Source organism: Salinarchaeum sp. Harcht-Bsk1 (assembly GCF_000403645.1).
Lineage (GTDB): Archaea > Halobacteriota > Halobacteria > Halobacteriales > Salinarchaeaceae > Salinarchaeum.
In genome coordinates, this window is sequence record NC_021313.1 from 1995977 (window position 1) to 2016521 (window position 20545).

19 protein-coding genes are annotated in these 20545 nt (G+C 68.0%); 12 read left to right on the forward strand and 7 right to left on the reverse strand.

The window, feature by feature from the left end; genetic code table 11:
• Positions 1–40 precede the first annotated feature (40 nt).
• A complete protein-coding gene (locus tag L593_RS09040; protein WP_020446654.1) occupies positions 41–772 on the forward strand; it encodes a protein-L-isoaspartate O-methyltransferase in 732 nt (243 codons plus the stop codon).
• Positions 773–810: 38 nt separating this feature from the next.
• Here L593_RS09040 and L593_RS09045 read toward each other — a convergent pair whose 3' ends face one another.
• Positions 811–1329: a carboxypeptidase regulatory-like domain-containing protein gene (locus tag L593_RS09045; RefSeq protein WP_020446655.1), complete on the reverse strand. Its 519-nt coding sequence runs from the start codon at positions 1327–1329 to the stop codon at positions 811–813.
• Between the two features lie 157 nt (positions 1330–1486).
• Here L593_RS09045 and L593_RS09050 point away from each other — a divergent pair, with 157 nt between their 5' ends.
• The 3 genes from L593_RS09050 to L593_RS09060 all read left to right on the forward strand — a co-directional run bounded on the left by L593_RS09050 (position 1487) and on the right by L593_RS09060 (position 4796).
• Positions 1487–2218 carry a queuosine precursor transporter gene (locus L593_RS09050; protein ID WP_020446656.1) on the forward strand — a complete coding sequence of 244 codons (732 nt, stop codon included), beginning with the start codon at positions 1487–1489 and terminating at the stop codon, positions 2216–2218.
• A 195-nt stretch (positions 2219–2413) separates the two neighbouring features.
• Entirely contained in the window at positions 2414–4309 is a 1896-nt protein-coding gene (locus L593_RS09055; protein WP_020446657.1) for a prolyl oligopeptidase family serine peptidase, read from the forward strand.
• A gap of 166 nt (positions 4310–4475) precedes the next feature.
• Complete coding sequence (locus L593_RS09060) at positions 4476–4796, forward strand: DUF5684 domain-containing protein (protein WP_201764623.1); 321 nt, start codon at positions 4476–4478, stop codon at positions 4794–4796.
• A gap of 75 nt (positions 4797–4871) precedes the next feature.
• Here the strand turns inward: L593_RS09060 and L593_RS09065 are convergent, their stop codons facing one another.
• From L593_RS09065 to L593_RS09075, 3 genes are all read right to left on the reverse strand, one after another.
• Positions 4872–6704, reverse strand: a complete 1833-nt coding sequence (locus L593_RS09065) for an acetyl-CoA carboxylase biotin carboxylase subunit (protein WP_020446659.1) — start codon at positions 6702–6704, stop codon at positions 4872–4874.
• Positions 6705–6973: 269 nt separating this feature from the next.
• Positions 6974–8176, reverse strand: coding sequence for a DUF373 family protein (locus L593_RS09070; RefSeq protein WP_081638769.1), 1203 nt, complete (start codon positions 8174–8176; stop codon positions 6974–6976).
• Positions 8177–8321: 145 nt separating this feature from the next.
• Positions 8322–9077 carry a sugar phosphate isomerase/epimerase gene (locus L593_RS09075; protein WP_020446661.1) on the reverse strand — a complete coding sequence of 252 codons (756 nt, stop codon included), beginning with the start codon at positions 9075–9077 and terminating at the stop codon, positions 8322–8324.
• Positions 9078–9388: 311 nt separating this feature from the next.
• Here L593_RS09075 and L593_RS09080 point away from each other — a divergent pair, with 311 nt between their 5' ends.
• The 7 genes from L593_RS09080 to L593_RS09110 all read left to right on the forward strand — a co-directional run bounded on the left by L593_RS09080 (position 9389) and on the right by L593_RS09110 (position 17310).
• Positions 9389–10111 carry an SOS response-associated peptidase gene (locus L593_RS09080; protein ID WP_020446662.1) on the forward strand — a complete coding sequence of 241 codons (723 nt, stop codon included), beginning with the start codon at positions 9389–9391 and terminating at the stop codon, positions 10109–10111.
• Between the two features lie 285 nt (positions 10112–10396).
• Positions 10397–12058: a thermosome subunit beta gene (gene thsB, locus L593_RS09085; RefSeq protein ID WP_020446663.1), complete on the forward strand. Its 1662-nt coding sequence runs from the start codon at positions 10397–10399 to the stop codon at positions 12056–12058.
• Between the two features lie 243 nt (positions 12059–12301).
• A complete protein-coding gene (locus tag L593_RS09090) occupies positions 12302–12748 on the forward strand; it encodes a universal stress protein (RefSeq protein WP_020446664.1) in 447 nt (148 codons plus the stop codon).
• A 71-nt stretch (positions 12749–12819) separates the two neighbouring features.
• Positions 12820–13506 (forward strand): methyltransferase domain-containing protein, encoded by a 687-nt coding sequence (locus tag L593_RS15355; RefSeq protein WP_020446665.1) that lies wholly within the window; start codon positions 12820–12822, stop codon positions 13504–13506.
• A 136-nt stretch (positions 13507–13642) separates the two neighbouring features.
• A complete protein-coding gene (locus L593_RS09100) occupies positions 13643–14524 on the forward strand; it encodes an NAD(P)-dependent oxidoreductase (RefSeq protein ID WP_020446666.1) in 882 nt (293 codons plus the stop codon).
• Between the two features lie 232 nt (positions 14525–14756).
• Positions 14757–15980, forward strand: a complete 1224-nt coding sequence (locus L593_RS09105) for an ATP-NAD kinase family protein (RefSeq protein ID WP_020446667.1) — start codon at positions 14757–14759, stop codon at positions 15978–15980.
• Between the two features lie 298 nt (positions 15981–16278).
• Entirely contained in the window at positions 16279–17310 is a 1032-nt protein-coding gene (locus tag L593_RS09110) for a phosphate uptake regulator PhoU (protein WP_020446668.1), read from the forward strand.
• Between the two features lie 387 nt (positions 17311–17697).
• On the opposite strand, the gene L593_RS09115 is transcribed toward L593_RS09110, so the two are convergent.
• Together L593_RS09115 and L593_RS09120 are read right to left on the reverse strand one after the other, a co-directional pair.
• Positions 17698–18087 (reverse strand): thioredoxin family protein, encoded by a 390-nt coding sequence (locus L593_RS09115; RefSeq protein ID WP_020446669.1) that lies wholly within the window; start codon positions 18085–18087, stop codon positions 17698–17700.
• 89 nt (positions 18088–18176) lie between these two features.
• Entirely contained in the window at positions 18177–18611 is a 435-nt protein-coding gene (locus L593_RS09120) for a universal stress protein (RefSeq protein WP_020446670.1), read from the reverse strand.
• A gap of 147 nt (positions 18612–18758) precedes the next feature.
• On the opposite strand from L593_RS09120, the gene L593_RS09125 reads away from it, so the two are divergent.
• Positions 18759–19829 carry a PLP-dependent cysteine synthase family protein gene (locus tag L593_RS09125; RefSeq protein ID WP_020446671.1) on the forward strand — a complete coding sequence of 357 codons (1071 nt, stop codon included), beginning with the start codon at positions 18759–18761 and terminating at the stop codon, positions 19827–19829.
• Between the two features lie 25 nt (positions 19830–19854).
• Here the strand turns inward: L593_RS09125 and L593_RS09130 are convergent, their stop codons facing one another.
• Entirely contained in the window at positions 19855–20112 is a 258-nt protein-coding gene (locus L593_RS09130; protein ID WP_020446672.1) for a hypothetical protein, read from the reverse strand.
• Positions 20113–20545 lie beyond the last annotated feature (433 nt).

The window sequence follows — 20545 nt, forward strand, 5'->3', positions numbered from 1 at the left end:
GGGCGCGCGATTCAAGAGCCTCCACGACGGAGACCGGTGTATGGAACCCGCGGTGCTGCGCGACGACATGGTCGACAGCCTGGAACACGAGTCCAAGGGTGTCGTCCGCAGCGATCGAGTCGGTCTCGCGATGCGCGAGGTCCCCCGTCACGAGTTCGTCGACGACGAGCAGGGCGCGTACGCGGACGCGGCCCAGCGGAGCCACGGGACCAGAGTGCTCGCGCCGAGCACGGTCGCGCGGCTGATCGAAGCCCTCGCCCCCGAACCTGGCGACGAGGTCCTCGTCGTCGGCGCCGGCGTCGGCTACACGGCTGCGGTCCTCGCCGAAGTCGTCGGCGCGCGCCACGTCCACGCCATCGACATCACCCGCCAGCTGGTGTTCGAGGCCCGCAGCAACCTCGCCACGGCCGGCTACTCCGAGGTCCTCGTCGACTGCCGCGACGGGGCGGAAGGGCTGGCGGAGTACGCGCCGTTCGATCGCATCCTCGTCGAGGCGGCGGCCGTCGAGCCGCCGCGCGCGCTGGTTCGCCAGCTCGCAGACGACGGCCAGCTCGTCATGCCGCTCGGCGCCGGTCAGCAGTCGCTGACGATCGTCCACGCCGACGGCGAGCGAGAGCCACTCGGTGGCGTCGCGTTCGCCCCGCTGCTCGTCGAAGGCGAGCAGGCCGGCGCCGTCGAGCGGAACCGGACTGCGCGGGAGGAACGCGAGCGCGCGGATCGCCAGGCCCAGCGCCGCGCCGGCTGGGAGCACGACTGGATCGACTGGGACTGATCGTTCCGCGCCCGCATTATCGGCATCCAGGGAACCAGCTACCCGTCGAGCACCAGGATCTCGGTGTTCGGTCGCTCGTCCTGGAAGTTCCCGTCGGTCGGCGGCTGGACGTCGATCGAGAGCGTCCCCTGGTCCTGATTGTCGGAGAGCGTCGGCTCGACGTCGTCGAACGTGACGTCGCCGCCGTTCCCCGATTCGGCGTGTCTCGCACCGCCTTCCAGCTGTGCGGACTCGCCCTGCAGGACGACCGTGGCACCGGAGACCGCGTCGCCGTCGTCGTCGACGACCGTGATCGTCACGTCGCGCTTGGCGTCGCTCGAGAGGTCGAACGTATCGGGTGCCGGCTCCGCGTCGAGTTCCGTCTTCCCGATCCCGTTCACGTCGTCGATCATCGTCATCATGACCGACAGCGCAGCCACGCCGACGAGCAACGCGATGACGAGCCTGATCGGGAGCCCCTCGATCGCGCGTTCGTCCTCGAGGATCGCGGTCGGCGAGCGAATCTCGATGCCGCTGTCTCGCGTCCGTGCGCCTGCATCGTCGTCTGGTGTCGACATGGGCACCGGTCGCCGCGGCTTCCTACCTAAAGGCGTGGAGCGAGCGGGTGCGCTGGATGCCGATCCCAGCGAACTCGCTCGCGTCGGATTTGCCTCGCCCGGAGTCGCTCGCGCCGGATCGAATCGGTTTTCCCGGGCGCCCGCATCGCCGCGGGTAATGAGCCGCGAGACGCCCGCACCGACGATCGGTCAGGTCGCCCTGATCGCGCTGTTCGTCACGTCGCTCGTGACCGCACAGCTCACGGCGACCAAACTGCTGGCCTTCGATCTGCCGGTCTCCTTACCGATCGTCGGCGCTGCGATCGTGCTGCCCGGTGCCGCGCTCGCGTACGCGGTCACCTTCCTGGCGACGGACTGCTACACCGAACTGTACGGCCGTCGCCCGGCGCAGGTGCTCGTCAACGTCGGCTTTGGGATGAACTTCGTCCTGCTCGCGCTGGTCTGGTCGACGATCCTCGCGCCGTGGGCGGGCTACGGCGTTCCCGCCGAGCAGTTCGAGACCGTCCTCGGTGCGGGGACGAACATCGTGATCGCCAGCCTCGCCGCCTACGTCGTCAGCCAGAACTACGACGTCCTCGCCTTCCACTGGATCCGCGACCGGACCGACGGCGAGTACCTCTGGGCGCGCAACATCGGGTCGACGGCCTCCAGCCAGGCGATCGACACCGTGATCTTCGTCGTGCTCGCGTTCGGGATCCTGCCCCGACTCATCGACGTCGGGCAGGTCACGTCGTGGGACCTCGTCTTCGAACTCATCGTCGGTCAGTACCTCCTGAAGCTCCTGATCGCGTTGCTGGACACGCCGGTCGTCTATGGCGTCGTCGGCGCGATCCGTCGCCAAGAGGCGAGCGAGCAGGACGCCACGGACGCGCTGGCCTGGCGGTCCTGAGTCGGGCTGGATCGCGGGGACGCTCGCCGCTGTCGAACGGGCCGCTGCCGAACGGACTGCTCCCGAACGGGCCGTTGTCGAACAGAGGCTCGTCACTTCCGAGTGGACGATCGTCGACACAATTGCCCAGGAATCCGCACGAACGTTCCGCCGGTTTCCCAAGACTTGATTGAGTCCTCGGGCGAGTCTACGGATATGTCGAAGCAATCCGAATCGGAGAACGTCCTCGAATCCCTTGCGAGCCTTCCATCGTTCCACCACCCGACGGCGTCGCCAGACGGCGAGAGGGTGGCGGTCTACTACGACGACACCGGGCGCAACGAGCTCCACCTGATCGACGTCGGCAGCGGCGAGCGGACCGTCGTGACCGACGGCGAGGTTCCCCGGAACGCCCGGTGGCCGATGGAGTGGGGCCCCGACGGCGAGACGATCTACTACCACCAGGACGAGGGCGGGAACGAACAGAACGACGTCTGGCGGATCGATCGAGATGGCAAGAAGGCCGAGCCCGTCGTCGAACTCGACAGTCAGGTCTCCCTGGAGGCCGTCGCCGACGACGGCACGGTCTACGTCGGCTCGACGGCCGGCGGCCAGATGAACCTCTACCGACAGCTGCCCGCCGCCCGGGACGACGGCGAGCGCGAGATCGAGCAGCTCACCGAGTACGAGCGCGCCGTCTGGGGCGGCGAAGTCTCACCCGACGGCGACCGGATCGCCTACGCGACCAACGAGTCCGACGTGTACGACAACCTCGACGTCTACGTCGCGAACCCCGACGGCTCCGAGCCCCGGAACCTCGAGATCGGCGAGGTCGGCTCCGAGTCCGCTCCCACGGAGTGGGACGAGGCCGGCGAGCAGCTGCTCCTCTCCGACAACGTCGCGGACATGAGCCGCGCCGGCGTCTACGACTTCGACGCCGAGGAAGTCACCTGGTACGGGGACGCCGAGTACGAGGAGGTGCCTGTCGGTTTCACCGACGACGAGTCGGGGATCCTCGTCGTGCGGACCCGCCGCGCCGCGAAGGTCCCGGTCGTCTACGATCTGGAGTCTGGCGAGGGCCGCGAACTCGACGTGCCCGAGGGCGTGACCGTTCCGGCGGGCGGCGGCGCGGGCGCCTCTGCGGGTTCCCCACTGCTCTCCGAGGATCGACTATTGCTCACGCACACCACCCCTGCGCGCCGCCCCGAACTGCTCGCCTACGACCTCGACGCCGACGAGACCGAGGTGCTCCTCGAAGCGGCGTACGGTCCGTTCGATCCCGAGGACTTCGCCGACGCGGAGTACTTCCGATTCGAGTCCGACGGGATCCCCGAGACCAGCCAGGCCGCCGTCGAGCACGACCCCTACGACGAACTCGAGATCGAGGCGCTGTTCTACGACTCCGGCGAGCGTCCCTCTCCGCTCATCGTCAACCCCCACGGCGGCCCGCGCCACGCCGACTCCCGGAGCTTCGACCTCTACACGCAGTTCCTCGCCCAGCAGGGCTACAGCGTCCTCAAGATCAACTACCGCGGCTCGACCGGCCGCGGGAAGGCGTTCGTCGAGGAACTTTACGAGGACTGGGGCGGCGCAGAGCAGGGCGACGTGGCGACGGCTGCCGAGGTCGCGCTCGATCGCTACGACTTCCTCGACGACGACCGGGTCGTCGTCTTCGGCGGCTCCTACGGCGGCTACTCCGCCTACTGGCAACTCGTCCAGTACCCCGACCTCTACGACGCCGGCATCGCCTGGATCGGCCTCACCGACCTGAACGCGATGTTCGAGGAGACGATGCCCCACTTCCGCACCGAGTTGATGGAGAAGAACCTCGGCACGCCCGAGCAGAACCCCGACCTCTACCGCGAGCGCTCGCCCATCGAGTACGCCGACAACCTCGCCGCGCCGACCCTGATGGTCCACGGCGTGAACGACCGGCGGGTGCCAGTGTCGCAGGCGCGGCTGTTCCGTGACCGACTGGAGGAACTGGGCTACGAGGCGGACGAGGACTTCGAGTACGTCGAACTCGGCGAGGAGGGCCACGCGTCCTCGGACATCGACCAGAAGATCCGGCTGTTCGAGACGCTCGCCGACTTTCTGGAACGGCGGTCGTAGGGTCGTGCTACCTGGGTGTGGCAACGGGGCAACCCCCGCTGGCCAAATGATATCAAACTGAACGCCGTTTGGGGTAAATTTATTAGGAAGGCGGTAACCTACACGGATGATGCTTCAAGCACTCGGTACTACCATACTGCAGGAAGGCGCAATTGGTGGATTCCTGGTGGTATACCTCGCGTTCATCGCCATCGTCATCGGGGGAACGTGGAAAACGTTCACGAAGGCAGGTGAGCCAGGATGGGCGGCGATCATCCCCATCTACAACGTCTACGTCATGCTGAAAATCGGGGGGAACGAGTGGTGGTGGCTCCTGGTCATGTTGGTTCCGCTCGTCAACATCTACGCGGCTTACGTCATGTTCAAGGGCGTCGCAGAGGCCTTCGGGAACGGTCTTGGCTTCACGCTCGGGCTGTGGTTCCTGGGCTTCATCTTCTGGCCGTTGCTGGGCTTCGGCGACTACCAGTACCAGGGTACGCCTGCGTAATCGAGTAGCCGACAGCCCCACGCGGATTTCTGGACTGTTCATCCAGGTGGCCCGGTTGCGGTCGGGGCTCGCCCGTTATTCCAGCACGATGAGGACGTCGCCCATGTCGACGGAGTCGCCTTCGCCGACCCGCACCTCGCTCACCGTCCCGCCCTGATCGGCGACGACGTCGTTCTCCATCTTCATCGCCTCCAGCACGCAGACCACGTCGCCGGAGGCGACCTCGTCGCCCTCGGCGACGTTCACTTCGAGGATCGTCCCCTGCATCTCCGCGGCGATGGACTCGCCCTCGCCGACGGCGCCGCCTCCGCCGCTATCGCCGCCGACGTGGTCGGGACGCTGGGCACCGCCGGAGCCGGCGGAGTCGGCGGTGATCGGCGGCGCGCCCTTCTCCTCTAGGTCGACCTCGAAGCGCTTGCCGTTGACCTCGACGGTGAACTCACGGGTGACGGTCTCCTCGTCGTCGCCGGCGTCACCGGCCCCGTCCTCGGGCCCCCACTGGGCCTGTGCCTCCTCGATGCGGGCGTGGTCGAGTTCCTCGTCGAGGTACTTCGTGGTGTGTTTGCCGTCGATGAACGCCTCGTCGGCCATCATCAGGCGGTGGAAGGGAATGATGGTGGTGATGCCCTCGATCTCGTACTCGCGGAGCGCGCGGAGCGAGCGGGCGATACACTCGTCCCGGTCGGAGCCGTGGACGATCAGCTTCGCAATCATCGAGTCGTAGTCGCCGGGGAGGTCGTCGCCCTGCCGGAGCGCGTCGTCCATCCGGACGCCGATGCCGCCCGGCGGGTCGTAGGTCTCGAGGTGGCCGCCACCGACGGGCTGGAACTGGTTGGCGGCGTTCTCGGCGTTGATCCGGAACTCCATGGCGTGGCCCTCGAGTTCGACGTCGTCCTGCTCGAAGGTGATCTCCTGGCCGTCGGCGACCTTGAGCTGCCACTTCACGATGTCGATGTCGGTGAGCTCCTCCGTGACGGTGTGCTCGACCTGGATCCGCGTGTTGACCTCGAGGAAGTAGAAGTTCGTGTCGGGACCGAGCAGATCGTCGGGGTCGCGTTCGGTGTCCTCTTCGACGAGGAACTCGACCGTGCCGGCGTTGGTGTAGTCCGCGGCGTCGACGCCCCGTCGGGCCGACTCCCCGATCTTCTCCCGCAGTTCGTCCGAGAGCGCCGGGGACGGTCCCTCCTCGATGACCTTCTGGTGGCGACGCTGGAGCGAGCAGTCCCGCTCGCCGAGGTGGCGGACGTTGCCGTGCTCGTCGGCGAGGATCTGGACCTCGACGTGGCGGGGGTTCTCGAGGTAGCGTTCGAGGTAGACCGAGTCGTTGTCGAAGTACGCCTCGCCCTCGCGCTTGGCGGTCTTGAGCTGTTCCTCGGCTTCCTCCGCCGACTCGACGATCTGCATGCCCATCCCGCCGCCACCACCCTCGGCCTTGATCGCGATGGGGTAACCGTGCTCCTCGCCGAACGCCGTCACTTCCTCGACCTCGGTGACGGGGTCTTTCGTCCCCGGGACGATCGGCACGTCGGCGTCGGCCATGATCGTCCGCGCTTTCGTCTTCTCCCCGAGAGACTCCATCGAGTCGCCGCTGGGCCCGACCCAGGTGATCCCGTCGGTCTCCTCGACCTTCCTGGCGAACGCGGCGTTCTCCGCGAGGAAGCCGTAGCCGGGGTGGATGGCGTCGGCGTCGGCCTTTCGCGCCGCCTCGATCACCGCGTCGTGATCGAGGTAGGACTCGCTGGCCGTCGCCGGGCCGACGTTGTAGGCCTCGTCGGCGTACCGGACGTGACCGCCGTCCTTGTCGGCCTCGCTGTAGATCGCCACCGTAGAGACGTTGAGCTCCTCGCAGGCACGCATGACCCGAACCGCGATCTCGCCGCGGTTCGCGACCAGCACCTTCCGGAACATGGCTGCGGATTCAGGAGGCACTCACCTGATTCTATCGGTTGGGTTGGCCAACGCGTCGCGGGATTTCCCGGTGAAGAGTGCCCGATCGTTGGTTCCGTCGGCGGTGCGGGGACAGCAACGGGCGATCGGACATGGCGGTGGCTCGAGACGTGGCCAGGCGCCGGGGTGGAAGGGCGGCGTCACCTGTGTCGCTCCGCAGCGTCACCTGTGTCGCTCCACAGTGTCACTCGGCTAGATCCGCGGTGTTACTGTGGGGCTCCGCAGCCACCTCAACCCGTCTCGCTCTCGGCGTCGCCGTCGCGATCCGCCGTCCCGTCGCCGCCGTCCGGCGCAGCTTCGAGGTCCACGCCGGGGAAGTCGCCCCCGCCGAGGTACGCCGCGATCCGGACGCCGATCAGGCTCACGACGACGCCCGAGACCACGTAGAGCGCGAGGCGCTGGCCGGCCTCGAGGACGAACGGCTCGACGGTCAGGACGCCGAGTTCGAGCCGGGGGATCTCGAGTGGCCCCAGCGTCCCGGCCTCCTCGAGGAAGTACGCCGAGAACCCGCGGACGACCAGGGCGACGGCGAGCGCGACGAAGGGCAGATTGAGGTAGGACGTCCGGATCCCGTCGTCCCGGAGGACCTCGTCGAGCAGCCGGCCCGTGGAGGCGGTGAGCGCGGCCATCGCGAGCCACGGTACGGCGTCGTAGGCGAAGCGCATCACCGGCAAGAGAACGCCCTCGGTCTCGGGCTGGGCGGAGATGCCGAGCGCACCGGCGAACACGCCCACGAGGGTGAGCCCAGCAGCGACGACGTAGGTGACGACGGAGACCTGTCCGGAGTAGAGCGCGTTCTGGGCCTGCCGGGCCGCGCGCGCGAGGAGTTCGTCGACGCCGAGGCCCTTGTAGAGGAGGAAGAGGCCGATCACGGTCGCGATCGTCGCGGCCGCCACCGCGGGGCCGGCGAACACCGCCAGCGCCGGGAAGACGAGCAGCGCGGTCCCCAGCGGGACCAGCGTCGTCTGGCGTAGCTCTTCGTCGGCGAGGAACTGCTTCATCAGGTAGTAGGTCGATTCGAGGTCCCTGGCCTGCCGAACGACCACGCGATCGACGGAGTCGACGGGGACGCGGCTCTCGACGATCGGGACGAGGCGTTCGTCCTCGGCGCTGTCGGTGACGACGATCGCCGAGTCGGGATCGTACTCCGCGACGAGGTCGTCGAGCTGGCCAGCGACGGTCCGGTCCGCAGTCACCATCGAATCGGGCGTTCCCGAGACGACGGCGACCACGGCGTTCTCGCCGTCGTCCCGCAGTTCGCGGGTGATCCGCAGTGCCTCCAGGATCGAGTTCACGCTCGCGTCCTCGGGGTCGGCGAGTCCGACGTCTGTCACCAGCGCCTGGACGGCCTCCCAGCCCGCGACGGGCGTCTGGATGCCGGTGGTGGCGCCGACGTCGTCCGTGCGATCGAGACAGACCACGAGGGTGGTCACGGTCGGATACACGTCGCACGTGCGGGATTAAAACTCTCGTGGTGCCAGGAACGACGGATCCGATTCCAAGGAGCCGGGAACCGTAGTACTGCGGTGGGGTGCCGACATTGCCCCCGGATCGTCGGCGGGTGTGACGCCGCCGGAGCTACGGTCGGGACGCCAGCGCGCGCTCGACGTTCGCCACTGCCTCTCGGAGGTCGGCCACCGCCTCCTCGGGATCGAGTTCGTACTCGACGATCAGCGGCACGTCCGGATCGGCGTGGGCGTCGAGCAGGTCGAGCACGGTCTCGAGTTCGAGTTCGCCGGCGCCCGGCACGTCCTCGATCGCGGCTTCGCTGGTGTCCTTCAGGTGCACGGTGACGATCCGGTCCCCGAGCGACTCGATCACGTCCGCGGGATCCACGTCCTCGACGAGGAAGTGGCCGGTGTCCACGCAGGCGCCCAGTCGGTCGTGCGGGTTCCGCTCCAGCACGTCCTGGACCTCCGCGAGCGAGGAGAAGACCTGCGAGGTGTCGTCGTGGTGGACCGAGGAGTAGTTGTGAATCGCGACGTCGACGTCGTAGGCCTCCGCCTGCTCGAGGAGTTCGGCCGTCACGTCGTCGCGCATCGGCGGGTAGTTCACCGTGACGTAGTCGGCCTCGAGGCGATCGGCGAACGCGACGTGGTCCTCGACGTCCTCGGGCTCCTCGACGTCGACGACGCCGTAGCCTCGAACGTCGACCATCGTCGCTTTCAGCGCCGCGACGCTCGCCGCCACGGTCGCGCCGTGGTCGTTCGGCGAGAGGTGGTCCCCCCAGAGCTCCAGTACGTCGACGTCGGCGTCGTCCAGTTCGTCGAGGACTGCCGAGAGCTTGCGGTCCCCGAACACGACGCTCTGGACCCCAATCGTACGCGAATCCATGCGTTCGGATCGCCGAGAAACTTAAAAAGGGTTCTGGCAGGGGCGAACGCGACGTGGTTTCGTTGGATGTGTTGATCGATCTGCTGTTCGATCGAGAACTGCAGCGAACCGCCGGGAAGCCCCCGGCCGCTGGACGACGTACGCTCGCTGCGCTCCTCGCCTCGCTTCGCTCGGCTGCGCTGCTTACTTCGCCTACTCGTCGAGCGGGAGGGGGCTTCCGGGCGGTTTGCATGCGTGCTTCCTCCGTTCTCGCCCAACACTACGTTCCACCACGCAGCGCACTTTTCCACGCCCGAACCCAAGTACCGGTTATGTGCGGTCGCTTCACGATCTTCGCGAACGCGGGCGAACTCGGCGAGCGCTTCTCGGTGGACGTCCCCGCGGAGTACGCGCCGCGGTACAACGTCGCGCCGAGCCAGTCCGTGCCCGTGATCGGCAACGACGCCCCCGAGCAGCTCCAGTTCCGCACCTGGGGCCTGCTGCCGAGCTGGGCCGACGACCCCAGCGAGCACGGGTACGTCAATGCTCGCGCCGAGACGGTCGAGGACAAACCCTCCTTCCGGACTGCGGTCCGACGTCGCCGCTGCCTCGTCCCCGCGGACGGCTTCTACGAGTGGACCGGCGACCGGGGCAGCCGCCAGCCCTACCGCATCGCGTTCGAGGACGACCGACTGTTCGCGATGGCCGGGATCTGGGAGCGCTGGGAGGGGCCGGTCCAGCAGACGGGGCTCGACGACTTCGCAGGTGGCGAAACCGCGGCCGACGCTGCCGACGAACCGCGGACGGAGGTCCGCGAGACGGTCGCGATCCTCACCACGGATTCCACCGGCCCGGTCGCCGACCTCCACGACCGGATGCCGGTAATCTTCCCACGAGACCGAGAACGGGAGTGGCTCGACGCTGACGACCCCGAGGAGCGGGCCGACCTCCTCCAGCCCTTCGCTGCACCCGACTTCCAGGCATACCGCGTCTCGAGGGCCGTCAACGATCCGAGCAACGACAGCCCGGACCTCCTCGAACCGGTGAGCGGGTGAATCGAGGATCGATCGCGACGTCGCTTCCCGGTAAAATGGCTTCTCGCCAGAGTGCCGGCGGCGACGGTCGCCCGCTGGACCATGTGGTATTTAAATCTGTTCCGCTGGCGGCGGGATTCGCAGTCGTGTGAGTCGTCCACAGTCGGTGTCGATCCGCCGCAGTGGGCTCCTATCGGGCGATTGGGGCCGTTCGAGCGTCGACTCGGCCAGGCCCGCGTGGTCACGGTTGTTCGTCACATTTTTATAGAAGCACTACCTCACTCTCGACCGTCTATGAGTCAGCGAATGCAACAGGGACAGCCGATGATCGTCATGTCGGAGGACTCCCAGCGCGTCAAGGACGAGGACGCGCAGGACTACAACATCGCCGCCGCGCAGGCCGTCGCGGAGGCCGTCCGCTCCACACTCGGCCCGAAGGGAATGGACAAGATGCTCGTCTCCTCGATGGGCGACGTCACCGTCACGAACGACGGCGTCACCATCCTCCAGGAGATGGACATCGACAACCCGACGGCGGAGATGATCGTCGAGGTCGCAGAGACCCAGGAGGACGAGGCCGGCGACGGCACGACGACCGCCGTCGCGATCGCGGGTGAACTCCTCAAGAACGCCGAGGACCTCCTCGAGCAGGACATCCACCCGACCGCGATCATCAAGGGCTTCCACCTCGCCAGCGAGCAGGCCCGCGCCGAGATCGACGACGTGGCCCTGGAAGTCGACCCCGGCGACGAGGACCTGCTGCGCTCCGTCGCCGAGACGTCGATGACCGGCAAGGGCGCGGAGCTCAACAAGGAGCACCTCGCCGACCTCATCGTCCGCGCGGTCCAGGCCGTCACGATCGAGGCCGACGACGGCTCGAACGTCGTCGACCTCGAGTTCCTCAAGACGGAGACCCAGACTGGCTCTGCCGCCGACGAGTCCGCACTCCTCGAGGGTGCCATCGTGGACAAGGACCCCGTCCACGACAACATGCCGACCGAGGTCGAGGACGCCAACATTCTCCTGCTGGACTCCCCGATCGAGGTCGAGGAGACCGACGTCGACACCTCCGTCAACGTCTCCGACCCCGACAAACTCCAGCAGTTCCTCGACCGCGAGGAGGAGCAGCTCAAGGAGATGGTCGACCAGATCGCCGACACTGGCGCGGACGTCGTGCTCTGCCAGAAGGGCATCGACGACCTCGCCCAGCACTACCTCGCGAAGGAGGGCATCCTCGCGGTCCGCCGCGTGAAGAAGTCGGACGTCGAGTTCCTGCGTGAGGTGCTCGGCGCCTCGATCGTCTCCGATCTCGACGACGCCACGGCCGACGCGCTCGGCCACGGCGACGTCGTCCGCGACAGCGAGGACGAGGCGTTCCACGTGACGGGCTCCGGCGAGTCCCACGGCGTCACCCTCCTCCTGCGTGGCTCCACCGATCACGTCGTCGACGAACTCGAGCGCGGCGTCTCCGACGCTCTCGAGGTCGTTGCCCAGACCGTCTCCGACGGCCGCGTGCTCGCCGGCGGCGGCGCGACCGAGGTCGAGGTCGCCCGACGCCTGCGCGACTACGCCGACTCCGTCTCCGGCCGCGAGCAGCTCGCCGTCGAGGCGTTCGCCGACGCGCTCGAACTCGTCCCCCGCGTGCTCGCGGAGAACTCCGGGCTCGACCCCATCGACACCCTCGTCGACCTCCGCGCGGCTCACGACGACGGTGACGTCCGCGCCGGCCTGAACGTCTTCTCCGGCGACGTCGTCGACACGTTCGACGCCGGCGTCGCGGAGCCGGCCCACGCCAAGCAGCAGGCCGTCTCCGCTGCCACCGAGTCCGCGAACCTCGTGCTGAAGATCGACGACATCATCTCCGCCGGCGACCTCTCCACCGAAGGCGAAGAGGACGAGGGCGCTGGCGGTCCCGGCGGCGGCATGGGCGGCATGGGCGGTATGGGTGGCATGGGCGGCGCGATGTAAGAGGACCTTTTTTCTCGTCGGGTTTCCTCGCTCGCTGACGCTCGCTGCGGGAACCACTCCTCGAAAAAATCTCCGCCAAAAAAGACCGGCGGCTCGCTCGCAGACCGCACTCGCTCGCCGCCGGCGAACCGCTCGCTCCCTATCGGTCGCTCGCGGACGTTTTTCTACCGCACGCCGTTTTCAGTTTCTCGCCGACCGATAGCCGTCCAAATCGTCTTTGCACTTGCCAGCGTACCACAAAGCATGCACTTCGTCGTCTGCGTCGACGGGTCCGAGCAGAGTGATCGCGCACTCGAACACGCTGCGGACCTGGTGGACGCCACGGACGGATCGCTGACGGTCGTCCACGTCGTCGAGCCGAAGGTGTACGAGCAGGCGGGCGAGGGGCCGATCTCGACCCGCTCGGAGGGCGAGAAGTCCCTCGTCCTCGAGGGGATCGAGGACGCCGAGAACCGCGGCGAGGAGGTCCTCGAGGAGGCCCGGGAGGCCGTTCCGTTCGAGGTCGAGGACGTGTTGCTGTACGGCGACGCCGACGACGCGATCGCCCAGTACGTCGAGACCCGCGAGGGGATCGACGGCGTCATCGTCGGCCACAGGATGGTGAGCGAACGGCGTCGCGAGATGCTTGGCAGCGTCGCCCGGGGGCTCATCGAACTCTCGCCGGTTCCGGTGACGGTCGTCAGGGAGTGAGGACCCACCGGGTCGGCGACGCCGCCCTGGTGTACCGAAGCGCTAAGACGCCGGACGATGTATTTTGTCGTATGCTACCGGGTGGCGCACCATCCGGCCGGGCAGCGTCGTCGCTCGGTGACGCAGAGTTTCTCGCCCGAACCGATCACCGTGTCGCGGTACTCGCGGCCCTCGCAGACGGGCCGAAGAGCAGGCGAGAGCTCGAGGCCCTCGCGGACGTTTCGCGCACGACGGTCGGACGGACGCTGACGGCGATGGCGCACCGTGAGTGGGTCGAGCGCGACGGCGATCGCTTCGAAGCGACGCCACTGGGCGAGTTCGTGGCCGACTCGATCGTGTCCCTGCTCGACGACCTCGAGACGACACGACGGCTTCGGGACGTCTGGGAACTGCTTCCGGTCGACGAGGAGGGATTCGACGTCGTGCTCTCCAACGGCGTCATCAACCTCTCCCCTGAGAAGGGGACCGTCTTCGCGGAAGCGAACCGCGTGCTCCGCTCCGGCGGCAGACTGGCGATCTCCGACATCATCAGCGAGACGACGATGCCGGACAGCATCAAGACGGACGCCGACCTCTGGGCGGCCTGCATCGGCGGCGCCATGCAGATCAACACGTACCGCGAGGCGATCGAAGCCGTGGGCCTCGACGTCGTGGAGGTTCGCGAGAACCCCCTGTACGAGTTCACGTCGGATCGGGCTCGTGGCGCCTGCGAGAAGTACGGCGTGAAGAGCGTCTCGCTCGGGGCGTTGCATCACTGAGCCGACCCACGGTACGACGTCGCCGGTCTCCAGGGACCGGACTGCGAGGACGCCGCCGACCGCTGGCGCGACGGCTCGGTGGCGTCGCCGCTCCTGCGCCCAGCAGGTATAACCGCCGGGTGAGCGACATCCGACTATGGCAGTCCAGCGGGTCGCCGTCACCGGAGGGAACGGGAACATCGGCGAGGCGATCCTCCGGGAGTTGGCCGACCACGGCTACGAGACCGTGAACCTCGCTCGCGGGAAGCGACGGGAGGCGGTCTCCGACGAGTACCAGTCGATCGATCTGCTCGACGCCGGCGCCGTCTACGGGTCGCTCGCTCGAACCGGCGTCGACGCAGCGATCCACATGGGGACGATCCCGAGTCCGTCGCGCAACCCCGGCCACGAGACCTACCGGTCGAACGTCCAGTCGGCCTACCACGTGCTGGAGGCCGCCGAGGCCCTGGGAATCGGCCGGGTCGTCGTTCCCTCCAGCGTGAACGTGATGGGCGCAGCCTTTCAGGACGCGAAGATCGAAGTCGAGTATCTCCCGGTCGACGAGGAACACCCGGTCACCCCGCGGGATCCCTACGCCGTCGCGAAGCACGCGATGGAGGTCACCGCCGACGGCGTCGCGCGCCGTCCCGACGGCCCGACGATCGCGTCGCTGCGCTACCCCTGGGTGGCAGACGGCGACGACCTTCGGTCCGCGTTCGAGGAGTGGTCGACCGATCTTGCCGCGATGCGCGGCGAGCGATCGCGCACGACTCGGGACGTCCTCTTCTCGTACCTCCACCTCAAGGACGCCGCGTCGGTCGCCCGACGGGCACTAGAGGCCGACATCGACGGCCACGAGCGGTTCTGGGCCGTCGCCAGCGACACCTGCGTCCGCACCGACAGCGAGCGACTCGTCGAAGAATTCTTCGACCACGCCGAGCGTCGGGAACCGATCACGGGCACCGACCCGCTCGTGACGACCGCGAAGGCCGAGCGGCTGCTCGACTGGGAGCCCGGCTGGTCCTGGCGAGCGGACTGAGTCCTGGAACGCCTCGCGACGGGTCGGCCCGCTCGCTCTCTGGACGGCTACCGGTAGAAGGCGAGCAGCCAGAGCAGCGTGACGAGGATCGCGAGGCCGAGCACGACGAGCGCGGTTTCCGTCGTCGGCAGGCTGGACTCGAGCGGCAGCGACTGTGTCATGACTGGACGTTTCCGCGGCCGGTGCCTAAGGATTCCGGACGGGCTTTGTGACGTGGGGTTCAAGCGGGCCCATGCGCCTCGGCCTCGTCGTGAATCCGGTCGCCGGCATGGGCGGTCGGGTCGGCCTGAAGGGCACCGACGGGAAGGTCGAGGCCGCCAGGGAACGCGGTGCGGAACCCCGCGCACCGGAACGCGCCGCCGAAGCGATGGCTGCGTTCGCCGAACGTGCCCCCGACGCCAGCGTCTTCGCCGGTCCAGGCGAGATGGGTGCCGCCGCTACGAAGGCGGCGGGATTCACCCCCGTCGTCGTCGGAGACGTCGATCCCGTGGCGACGGAAGCCCCTGCTTCGACGACCGCCGACGACACGCGGGCGGTGGTCACGGCACTCGTCGACCGCGGCGTCGACCTCGTGCTGTTCGTCGGCGGTGACGGGACGGCCGTCGACGTAGCAAAAGCGCTGGACGCCGCCGAGGCTGTCGCTGGCGATGCCGTCTCCGAACCCGACGAATCGACGCCGATGCTCGGCGTTCCGGCGGGCGTCAAGGTCTACTCCTCCGTCTTCGCGGTGACGCCACGGGAGGCAGGCCGGATCGCCGCGGAGTACGAGCACGTCGAGGACCGTGAGATCAACGACATCGACGAGGACGCGTACCGGGAGGGCGCTGTCGAGACGGAACTCCGCGCCGTCCGACCGGTCCCGGTCGCGGAGGGCGTCCAGGCGAGCAAACAGCTCGGCGGCGGCAGCGTCGAGGGGCTCGTCGAGGGGTTCCTCGCCGACCTCACCCCCGGAACGACCTACGTCTTCGGCCCGGGGAGCACGGTCGGCGCGATCGAGGACGCGCTCGGGATCGACGGCTCGCCGCTCGGCGTCGACGTCTGGCGAGCCCCCGAGCCGTTCGATCGGCCGCCGAGTGCCGACGCGCCGCCCGAGGGCGAACTGCTCGTTCGCGATGGGAGCGCGGACGAGATTCGCGCCGCGACGATCGGGGAGGCTGCCGACTCGCCAGACGACGAGGCCGCGGCTGACGACGGCACCGATGCGGCCGCGGCTGACGTCGTCGTGGTCGTCTCGCCGATCGGCGGCCAGGGGTTCCTCTTCGGCCGCGGCAACCAGCAGATCGCGCCGGACGTGATCCGGGCCGCCGACCTCGCCGTCGTCGGCTCCCGTCGCAAACTCGACGGCGTCGGGGTGCTCCGCGTCGACACAGACGATCCCGACCTCGACGAGTCGCTCCGCGGCTGGCGAAAGGTTCGCGTCGGACGCGTCGAACACCGCCTCGTCGCCGTCGAGTGACCGATCGGGTCGTCGCAGTCGAGTAACTGAGCAACTCATCGCGGAACGGAACCACCCGTCGCGGTCGCTGAACGGAACTACCCGTCGCCGTCGAGTGGTCGACCTGTTTGTCGCCGTCGACTCGGCGGCTGACGCGAGTTGCGTTTCGCGCCGATTGCTGTCCGATCCACCCCCGATGGTCCGCGCGAGCCGTGCGTCCGTTTGCCGAATCGGATCCTGCACTATCGTATTAACACTTCCGAGAGTAATAGCATACGTATAGTCAAGACTAAGGTCTCCTTGCACGTAATGGCCTCACATGGAAACGAGGAAAGTGCAGCGACTCGGGCCCTCCACCCTCGCGATGACGTTGCCGGCGGAGTGGGCCGGGGAGCACAACGTCGAGAAAGGGGACGAGGTCTCGCTCCGGACCAGCGGGAAGGGCACCCTCACCGTGTTGCCCGAGTCCGCGAGCGGCGAGGAATCCGAGGCGATCATCCACGCGGACGACCTCGGCGCGGACGCCGTCGAGCGCGCCATCGTCGCGCAGTACGTGCTCGGCCGCCGCGTGATTCGCGTCGAGCAGACCGAGGGCGCGCTGGATTCGGAGACGATCAACGCCGTGTACCGCGCGGAGACGCAACTGATGGGCCTGGGCGTGATCGAGGAGACGCCCGAATCGATCGCGATCCGGTGCTCGGTCGATCCGGAGGACTTCACGCTCGACAATCTGCTCGAACGCCTCGAATCGACCGGCTCGACGATGCGCGGCGAGGCCGTCAAGGCGCTGGCTCGCGGGAACCCCGACCTCGCCGAGCGCGCGCTCAACCGGGAGCGCCAGGCGAACAAGATCTTCGTGCTCCTCCTGCGATTGATCTTCACCGCCTACCAGAACCCCAACCTCGCCCGCGCGGTCGACCTCGACTCGGGCTTCCCGCTGATCGGCTACCGCTCGATCGCGAAGAACCTCGAACTGACGGCGGACAACGCCGAGGACATCGCCGAGATCGTCCTCGACGCCGAGGACAACCAGCTCGCCATCGACGACGCCGCGATGCGGCGCATCCGCGAGTTCACCGACCAGGTCGACGAGATCACCGAAATCGCCGTCCAGGCCGCCGTCGAGCGAGACTACAATCGCACGATAGAAGTTCGCGAGCGGTTCCAGGAACTCCGGGATCGCGAGAGCGAGATCCTCGACGACCTCCCGGAGATGGACAACGAGGACCTCTTGCAGGTGCGAGAGGTGCTCGTCAGCCTCGGTCAGACTGCGGAGTACGCCATGCGAAACGCCGAGATCGCTGCCAACCTCGCGCTCAACGAGGAGAGCGACCACACGACGATCCACTAAGAGGACCTTTTTTCTCGTCGGGTTTCCTCGGTCGCGCTCTGCGCGACTTGCGGGAACCCTCCTCGAAAAAAATCTGGACCAAAAAGGCCGCGCCTCACGCTGCTCGGCGCGGTGAACCGCTCGCGCCTCCGGCGCTCACGGACATTGCTTACTGCAGCCTCAATCCTCCCCACCCTTCTGCGCTGCTCGGGCTCGCTTCGCTCACCGCTGCGCTGCTCGGCCCTCGCACGCTAGCTGGCGACGGCCGCTCGCCCGCTTTGGGGCTCGCGGCCGAACGCCAGCGCGCGCCGACGTGGTCAACCCGGTTTTGCGACCTGTTACACCCTCACAGGCACGACTGGGTGGAGGTTTCCGAGGAAGCGAAACAGGTGAACTATCCGTTCCGGTTCACGCGACCTGTTCGGACTCTCGCAGCCGATCGGCGAGCCAGATCGCGGCTGGAACGTCCTCGCTCTCGACGAAGCGCACCAGTTCCTCGCCGTCGCGCTCGACGACGATCGTCGGGATGTACTCGATCCCGTAGTCCTCGACGCCGGGGCCGACCTTGCTGCCGTCCTCGGCCTTCTCGACGGGGTACTGCTCGATGGACGCCTCGGGAACGCCCGCGGCGTCGAGCGCGGCGGCGAAGTCCGGCAGTGCGGCGCGGCAGTCCTTGCACCAGTCGCCGCCCCAGACCTTCACCGTGATCTCGTCGGCGATCGCTTCGAACGTCTCCACCGTCGCCTCGTGGCTGTCGGGGTCCCACGTCGGCGTGGGCTGCATCGTGTCGAGACTCATTGGCGTTCGTTGGCATCTGCGCCGCTTAACCCTGTCTCAAGTGGTCGAACCTGCCGCTCGGCTGGTGGCCCGGCGGCGGTAACGAGGTCTTACTCCCCGGAGCCGCCATGACGCACGGTGAGCACCGGGACGTCGGAAGTCCGGACGACCTTCTCGGTCACGCTCCCGAGGAGGTAGCGCTGGAGGCCGGTCCGGCCGTGCGTGCCCATTACCGTCAGGTCGCAGTCGGCGTCGTCCGCGTACTCGACGATGACGGCGTGGGGTTCGCCGTGGCGCTGTTCGCAGGCCGTCTCGACGTCGAGCGCCTCGGTGCGCTCGCGGATTCGCTCGAACGTCTCTTCGCCGTGTTCCTCGAGCGCTTCCACGGCGGTCGCGTGGCCCGGCCCGCCCTCGGCGTAGGCGGCGGAGACGACGTGGAGGACGTGGAGTTCGGCGTCGTACTGGCGGGCGATGTCCAGGGCGTGATCGAGGGCGGCGTGAGCGCTCTCGCTGCCGTCCGTCGGGAGGAGGATCCGCTGGTACATGCCCCCCAATATGCAGGCCTGGGTCAAGAAGGTGGGTCCGGAGGGACAGGTGCGGGGCTCGAGTGCTGCACGTCTGCCGAACCCCCGACGCCTGCCAGCGCTGCCACTGTCGATACCCGTAAAGGCCCGTCCCTGTTACGGCGGAGTATGCACCGGAGCGTGCTGGAGACGCTGGGCTCGCCGCTCGTGCAGGTCGACGCTCCCGAGGGGGCGACCGTGGCCGCGAAGCTCGAGTCCGCGAACCCGGGCGGCTCCGCCAAGGACCGGCCCGCGCTCTGGATGATCCGCGCGGCCGAGCGCGCCGGCGAACTCGAGCCCGGCGACCGGATCGTCGAGCCGACCAGCGGCAACACCGGCATCGGCCTCTCGCTGGTCGCCGCCGCCCGCGGCTACGACATCTCGATCGTGATGCCGGCCTCCAAGTCCAAGGAACGCCGTCAGTTGATGCGGGCCTACGGCGCAGAGATCGAACTCGTCGACGGTGACATCTCGGCCGCTCGCGAGCGCGCCGAGGCGATCGCCGAGGAGGGCGCAGTCCTCCTCGAGCAGTTCCGCAATCCCGCGAACCCGCAGTCCCACTACGAGTCGACTGGCCCGGAGATCCTCGACCAGGTCGAGGGCCGCGAGATCGACGCCTTCGTCGCGGGCGTCGGCACCGGCGGCACGATCACCGGCGTCGGCCGGCGGCTCCGGGAGGCGTTCCCCGACGTCGAGATCGTCGCCGTCGAGCCCGCAGACAACGCCGTCCTCTCCGGCGACCCAGCCGGCGACGATGCCTTCCAGGGGATGGGTCCGGGCTTCGTCAGCGAGAACCTCGACGTGGACCTCCTCGACGACGTCGTCACCGTCGAACTGGAGGCTGCCGAGGCGGAGTGCCGCCGACTCGCCCGCGAGGAAGGCATTCTGGTGGGCCAGTCCTCGGGTGCGGCGAGCCTCGCGGCGCGACAGGTCGCCGAACGGATCGCGGAGCCGAGCCTCGAGTGCCCGCCAGCGGGAGCCCGATCGGCCGACCAGGCCGTAGGCGACGGCACGCGCTCCGATGGCGGCGCGTCGAATTCGAACGGCGCGAATGGTGCCACCGACGCGACGAATGCTCGCGATGCCAAGCGCGATCCCGACGCGGCGCACGAGACCGACGCGTACGACGACTGCCCGCTCGTCGTGACGATCTTCCCCGACAGCGGGGAGCGATACCTCTCGGCGGGCGTCTTCGAGTAGGTCGGACCACTCCTCGCTCCCGGTCTCAACCGAAGTACCGTGGGTCCGCGCCACTGTCCTCCTCGGCGTCGTCCTCGAACGAGACTTCGTAGAGCGGCGAGAGGTAGGTGACCCGGACCATCTGGGTGGAGAGCACGTCGACCGAGACGTTCTCGGCGCGGTCGGGGATCGAGAGCCGCTCGCCCGGCCGTCGGAGCTCGGAGACGAGCCGGTACTGCCGACCCCAGTTGCTTCCCCGGGGGCCGACTGGCGTCGTGGCCCCCGACCTGTCTCCCGTGTGCATACCATCTCTCACGGCGGACGCTATTTGAATCTTTAGGTGACAGTTACCACACGCCGTCCTCGGTAATCGGCGGCAATACAGCCGAACGTCTCGCGGCAGATACCGCTCCCTGCACCGTGTTTCTCGGCTTACTACGGATCGGGAGTTTGGAGAGGCAGATAGTGATTGAAATATGGTATATACGTGGTACGTACCGGGCTCGTACGTGGGTCGAAGCATCCGAACGACTGAACGAAGCGCTCGGAATGATGAACCGAAGCGCTCCGACCGACAGAACGAAAGTCCCGAACGGAGCGAACCGCTCGAACGGGGGAACGGAGCCGAACGGGGGAACGGAGCCGAACGAAACGCTCGAACGGCGGATTGCAACGGGTGGAGGGCCGAAGCGTCGCGTGGGCGATCAGACCGCCTGATCGCGCACGATTGGGAGGCG

What these genes read in the sequence shown, in the direction of transcription:
- L593_RS09040 (WP_020446654.1), top strand. Translation starts at nt 41, where the DNA reads ATGGAACCCGCGGTGCTGCGCGACGACATGGTCGACAGCCTGGAACAC.
- L593_RS09045 (WP_020446655.1), bottom strand. Translation starts at nt 1,329, where the DNA reads ATGTCGACACCAGACGACGATGCAGGCGCACGGACGCGAGACAGCGGC.
- L593_RS09050 (WP_020446656.1), top strand. Translation starts at nt 1,487, where the DNA reads ATGAGCCGCGAGACGCCCGCACCGACGATCGGTCAGGTCGCCCTGATC.
- L593_RS09055 (WP_020446657.1), top strand. Translation starts at nt 2,414, where the DNA reads ATGTCGAAGCAATCCGAATCGGAGAACGTCCTCGAATCCCTTGCGAGC.
- L593_RS09065 (WP_020446659.1), bottom strand. Translation starts at nt 6,704, where the DNA reads ATGTTCCGGAAGGTGCTGGTCGCGAACCGCGGCGAGATCGCGGTTCGG.
- L593_RS09075 (WP_020446661.1), bottom strand. Translation starts at nt 9,077, where the DNA reads ATGGATTCGCGTACGATTGGGGTCCAGAGCGTCGTGTTCGGGGACCGC.
- L593_RS09080 (WP_020446662.1), top strand. Translation starts at nt 9,389, where the DNA reads ATGTGCGGTCGCTTCACGATCTTCGCGAACGCGGGCGAACTCGGCGAG.
- thsB (WP_020446663.1), top strand. Translation starts at nt 10,397, where the DNA reads ATGCAACAGGGACAGCCGATGATCGTCATGTCGGAGGACTCCCAGCGC.
- L593_RS09090 (WP_020446664.1), top strand. Translation starts at nt 12,302, where the DNA reads ATGCACTTCGTCGTCTGCGTCGACGGGTCCGAGCAGAGTGATCGCGCA.
- L593_RS15355 (WP_020446665.1), top strand. Translation starts at nt 12,820, where the DNA reads ATGCTACCGGGTGGCGCACCATCCGGCCGGGCAGCGTCGTCGCTCGGT.
- L593_RS09100 (WP_020446666.1), top strand. Translation starts at nt 13,643, where the DNA reads ATGGCAGTCCAGCGGGTCGCCGTCACCGGAGGGAACGGGAACATCGGC.
- L593_RS09105 (WP_020446667.1), top strand. Translation starts at nt 14,757, where the DNA reads ATGCGCCTCGGCCTCGTCGTGAATCCGGTCGCCGGCATGGGCGGTCGG.
- L593_RS09110 (WP_020446668.1), top strand. Translation starts at nt 16,279, where the DNA reads ATGGAAACGAGGAAAGTGCAGCGACTCGGGCCCTCCACCCTCGCGATG.
- L593_RS09115 (WP_020446669.1), bottom strand. Translation starts at nt 18,087, where the DNA reads ATGAGTCTCGACACGATGCAGCCCACGCCGACGTGGGACCCCGACAGC.
- L593_RS09120 (WP_020446670.1), bottom strand. Translation starts at nt 18,611, where the DNA reads ATGTACCAGCGGATCCTCCTCCCGACGGACGGCAGCGAGAGCGCTCAC.
- L593_RS09125 (WP_020446671.1), top strand. Translation starts at nt 18,759, where the DNA reads ATGCACCGGAGCGTGCTGGAGACGCTGGGCTCGCCGCTCGTGCAGGTC.
- L593_RS09130 (WP_020446672.1), bottom strand. Translation starts at nt 20,112, where the DNA reads ATGCACACGGGAGACAGGTCGGGGGCCACGACGCCAGTCGGCCCCCGG.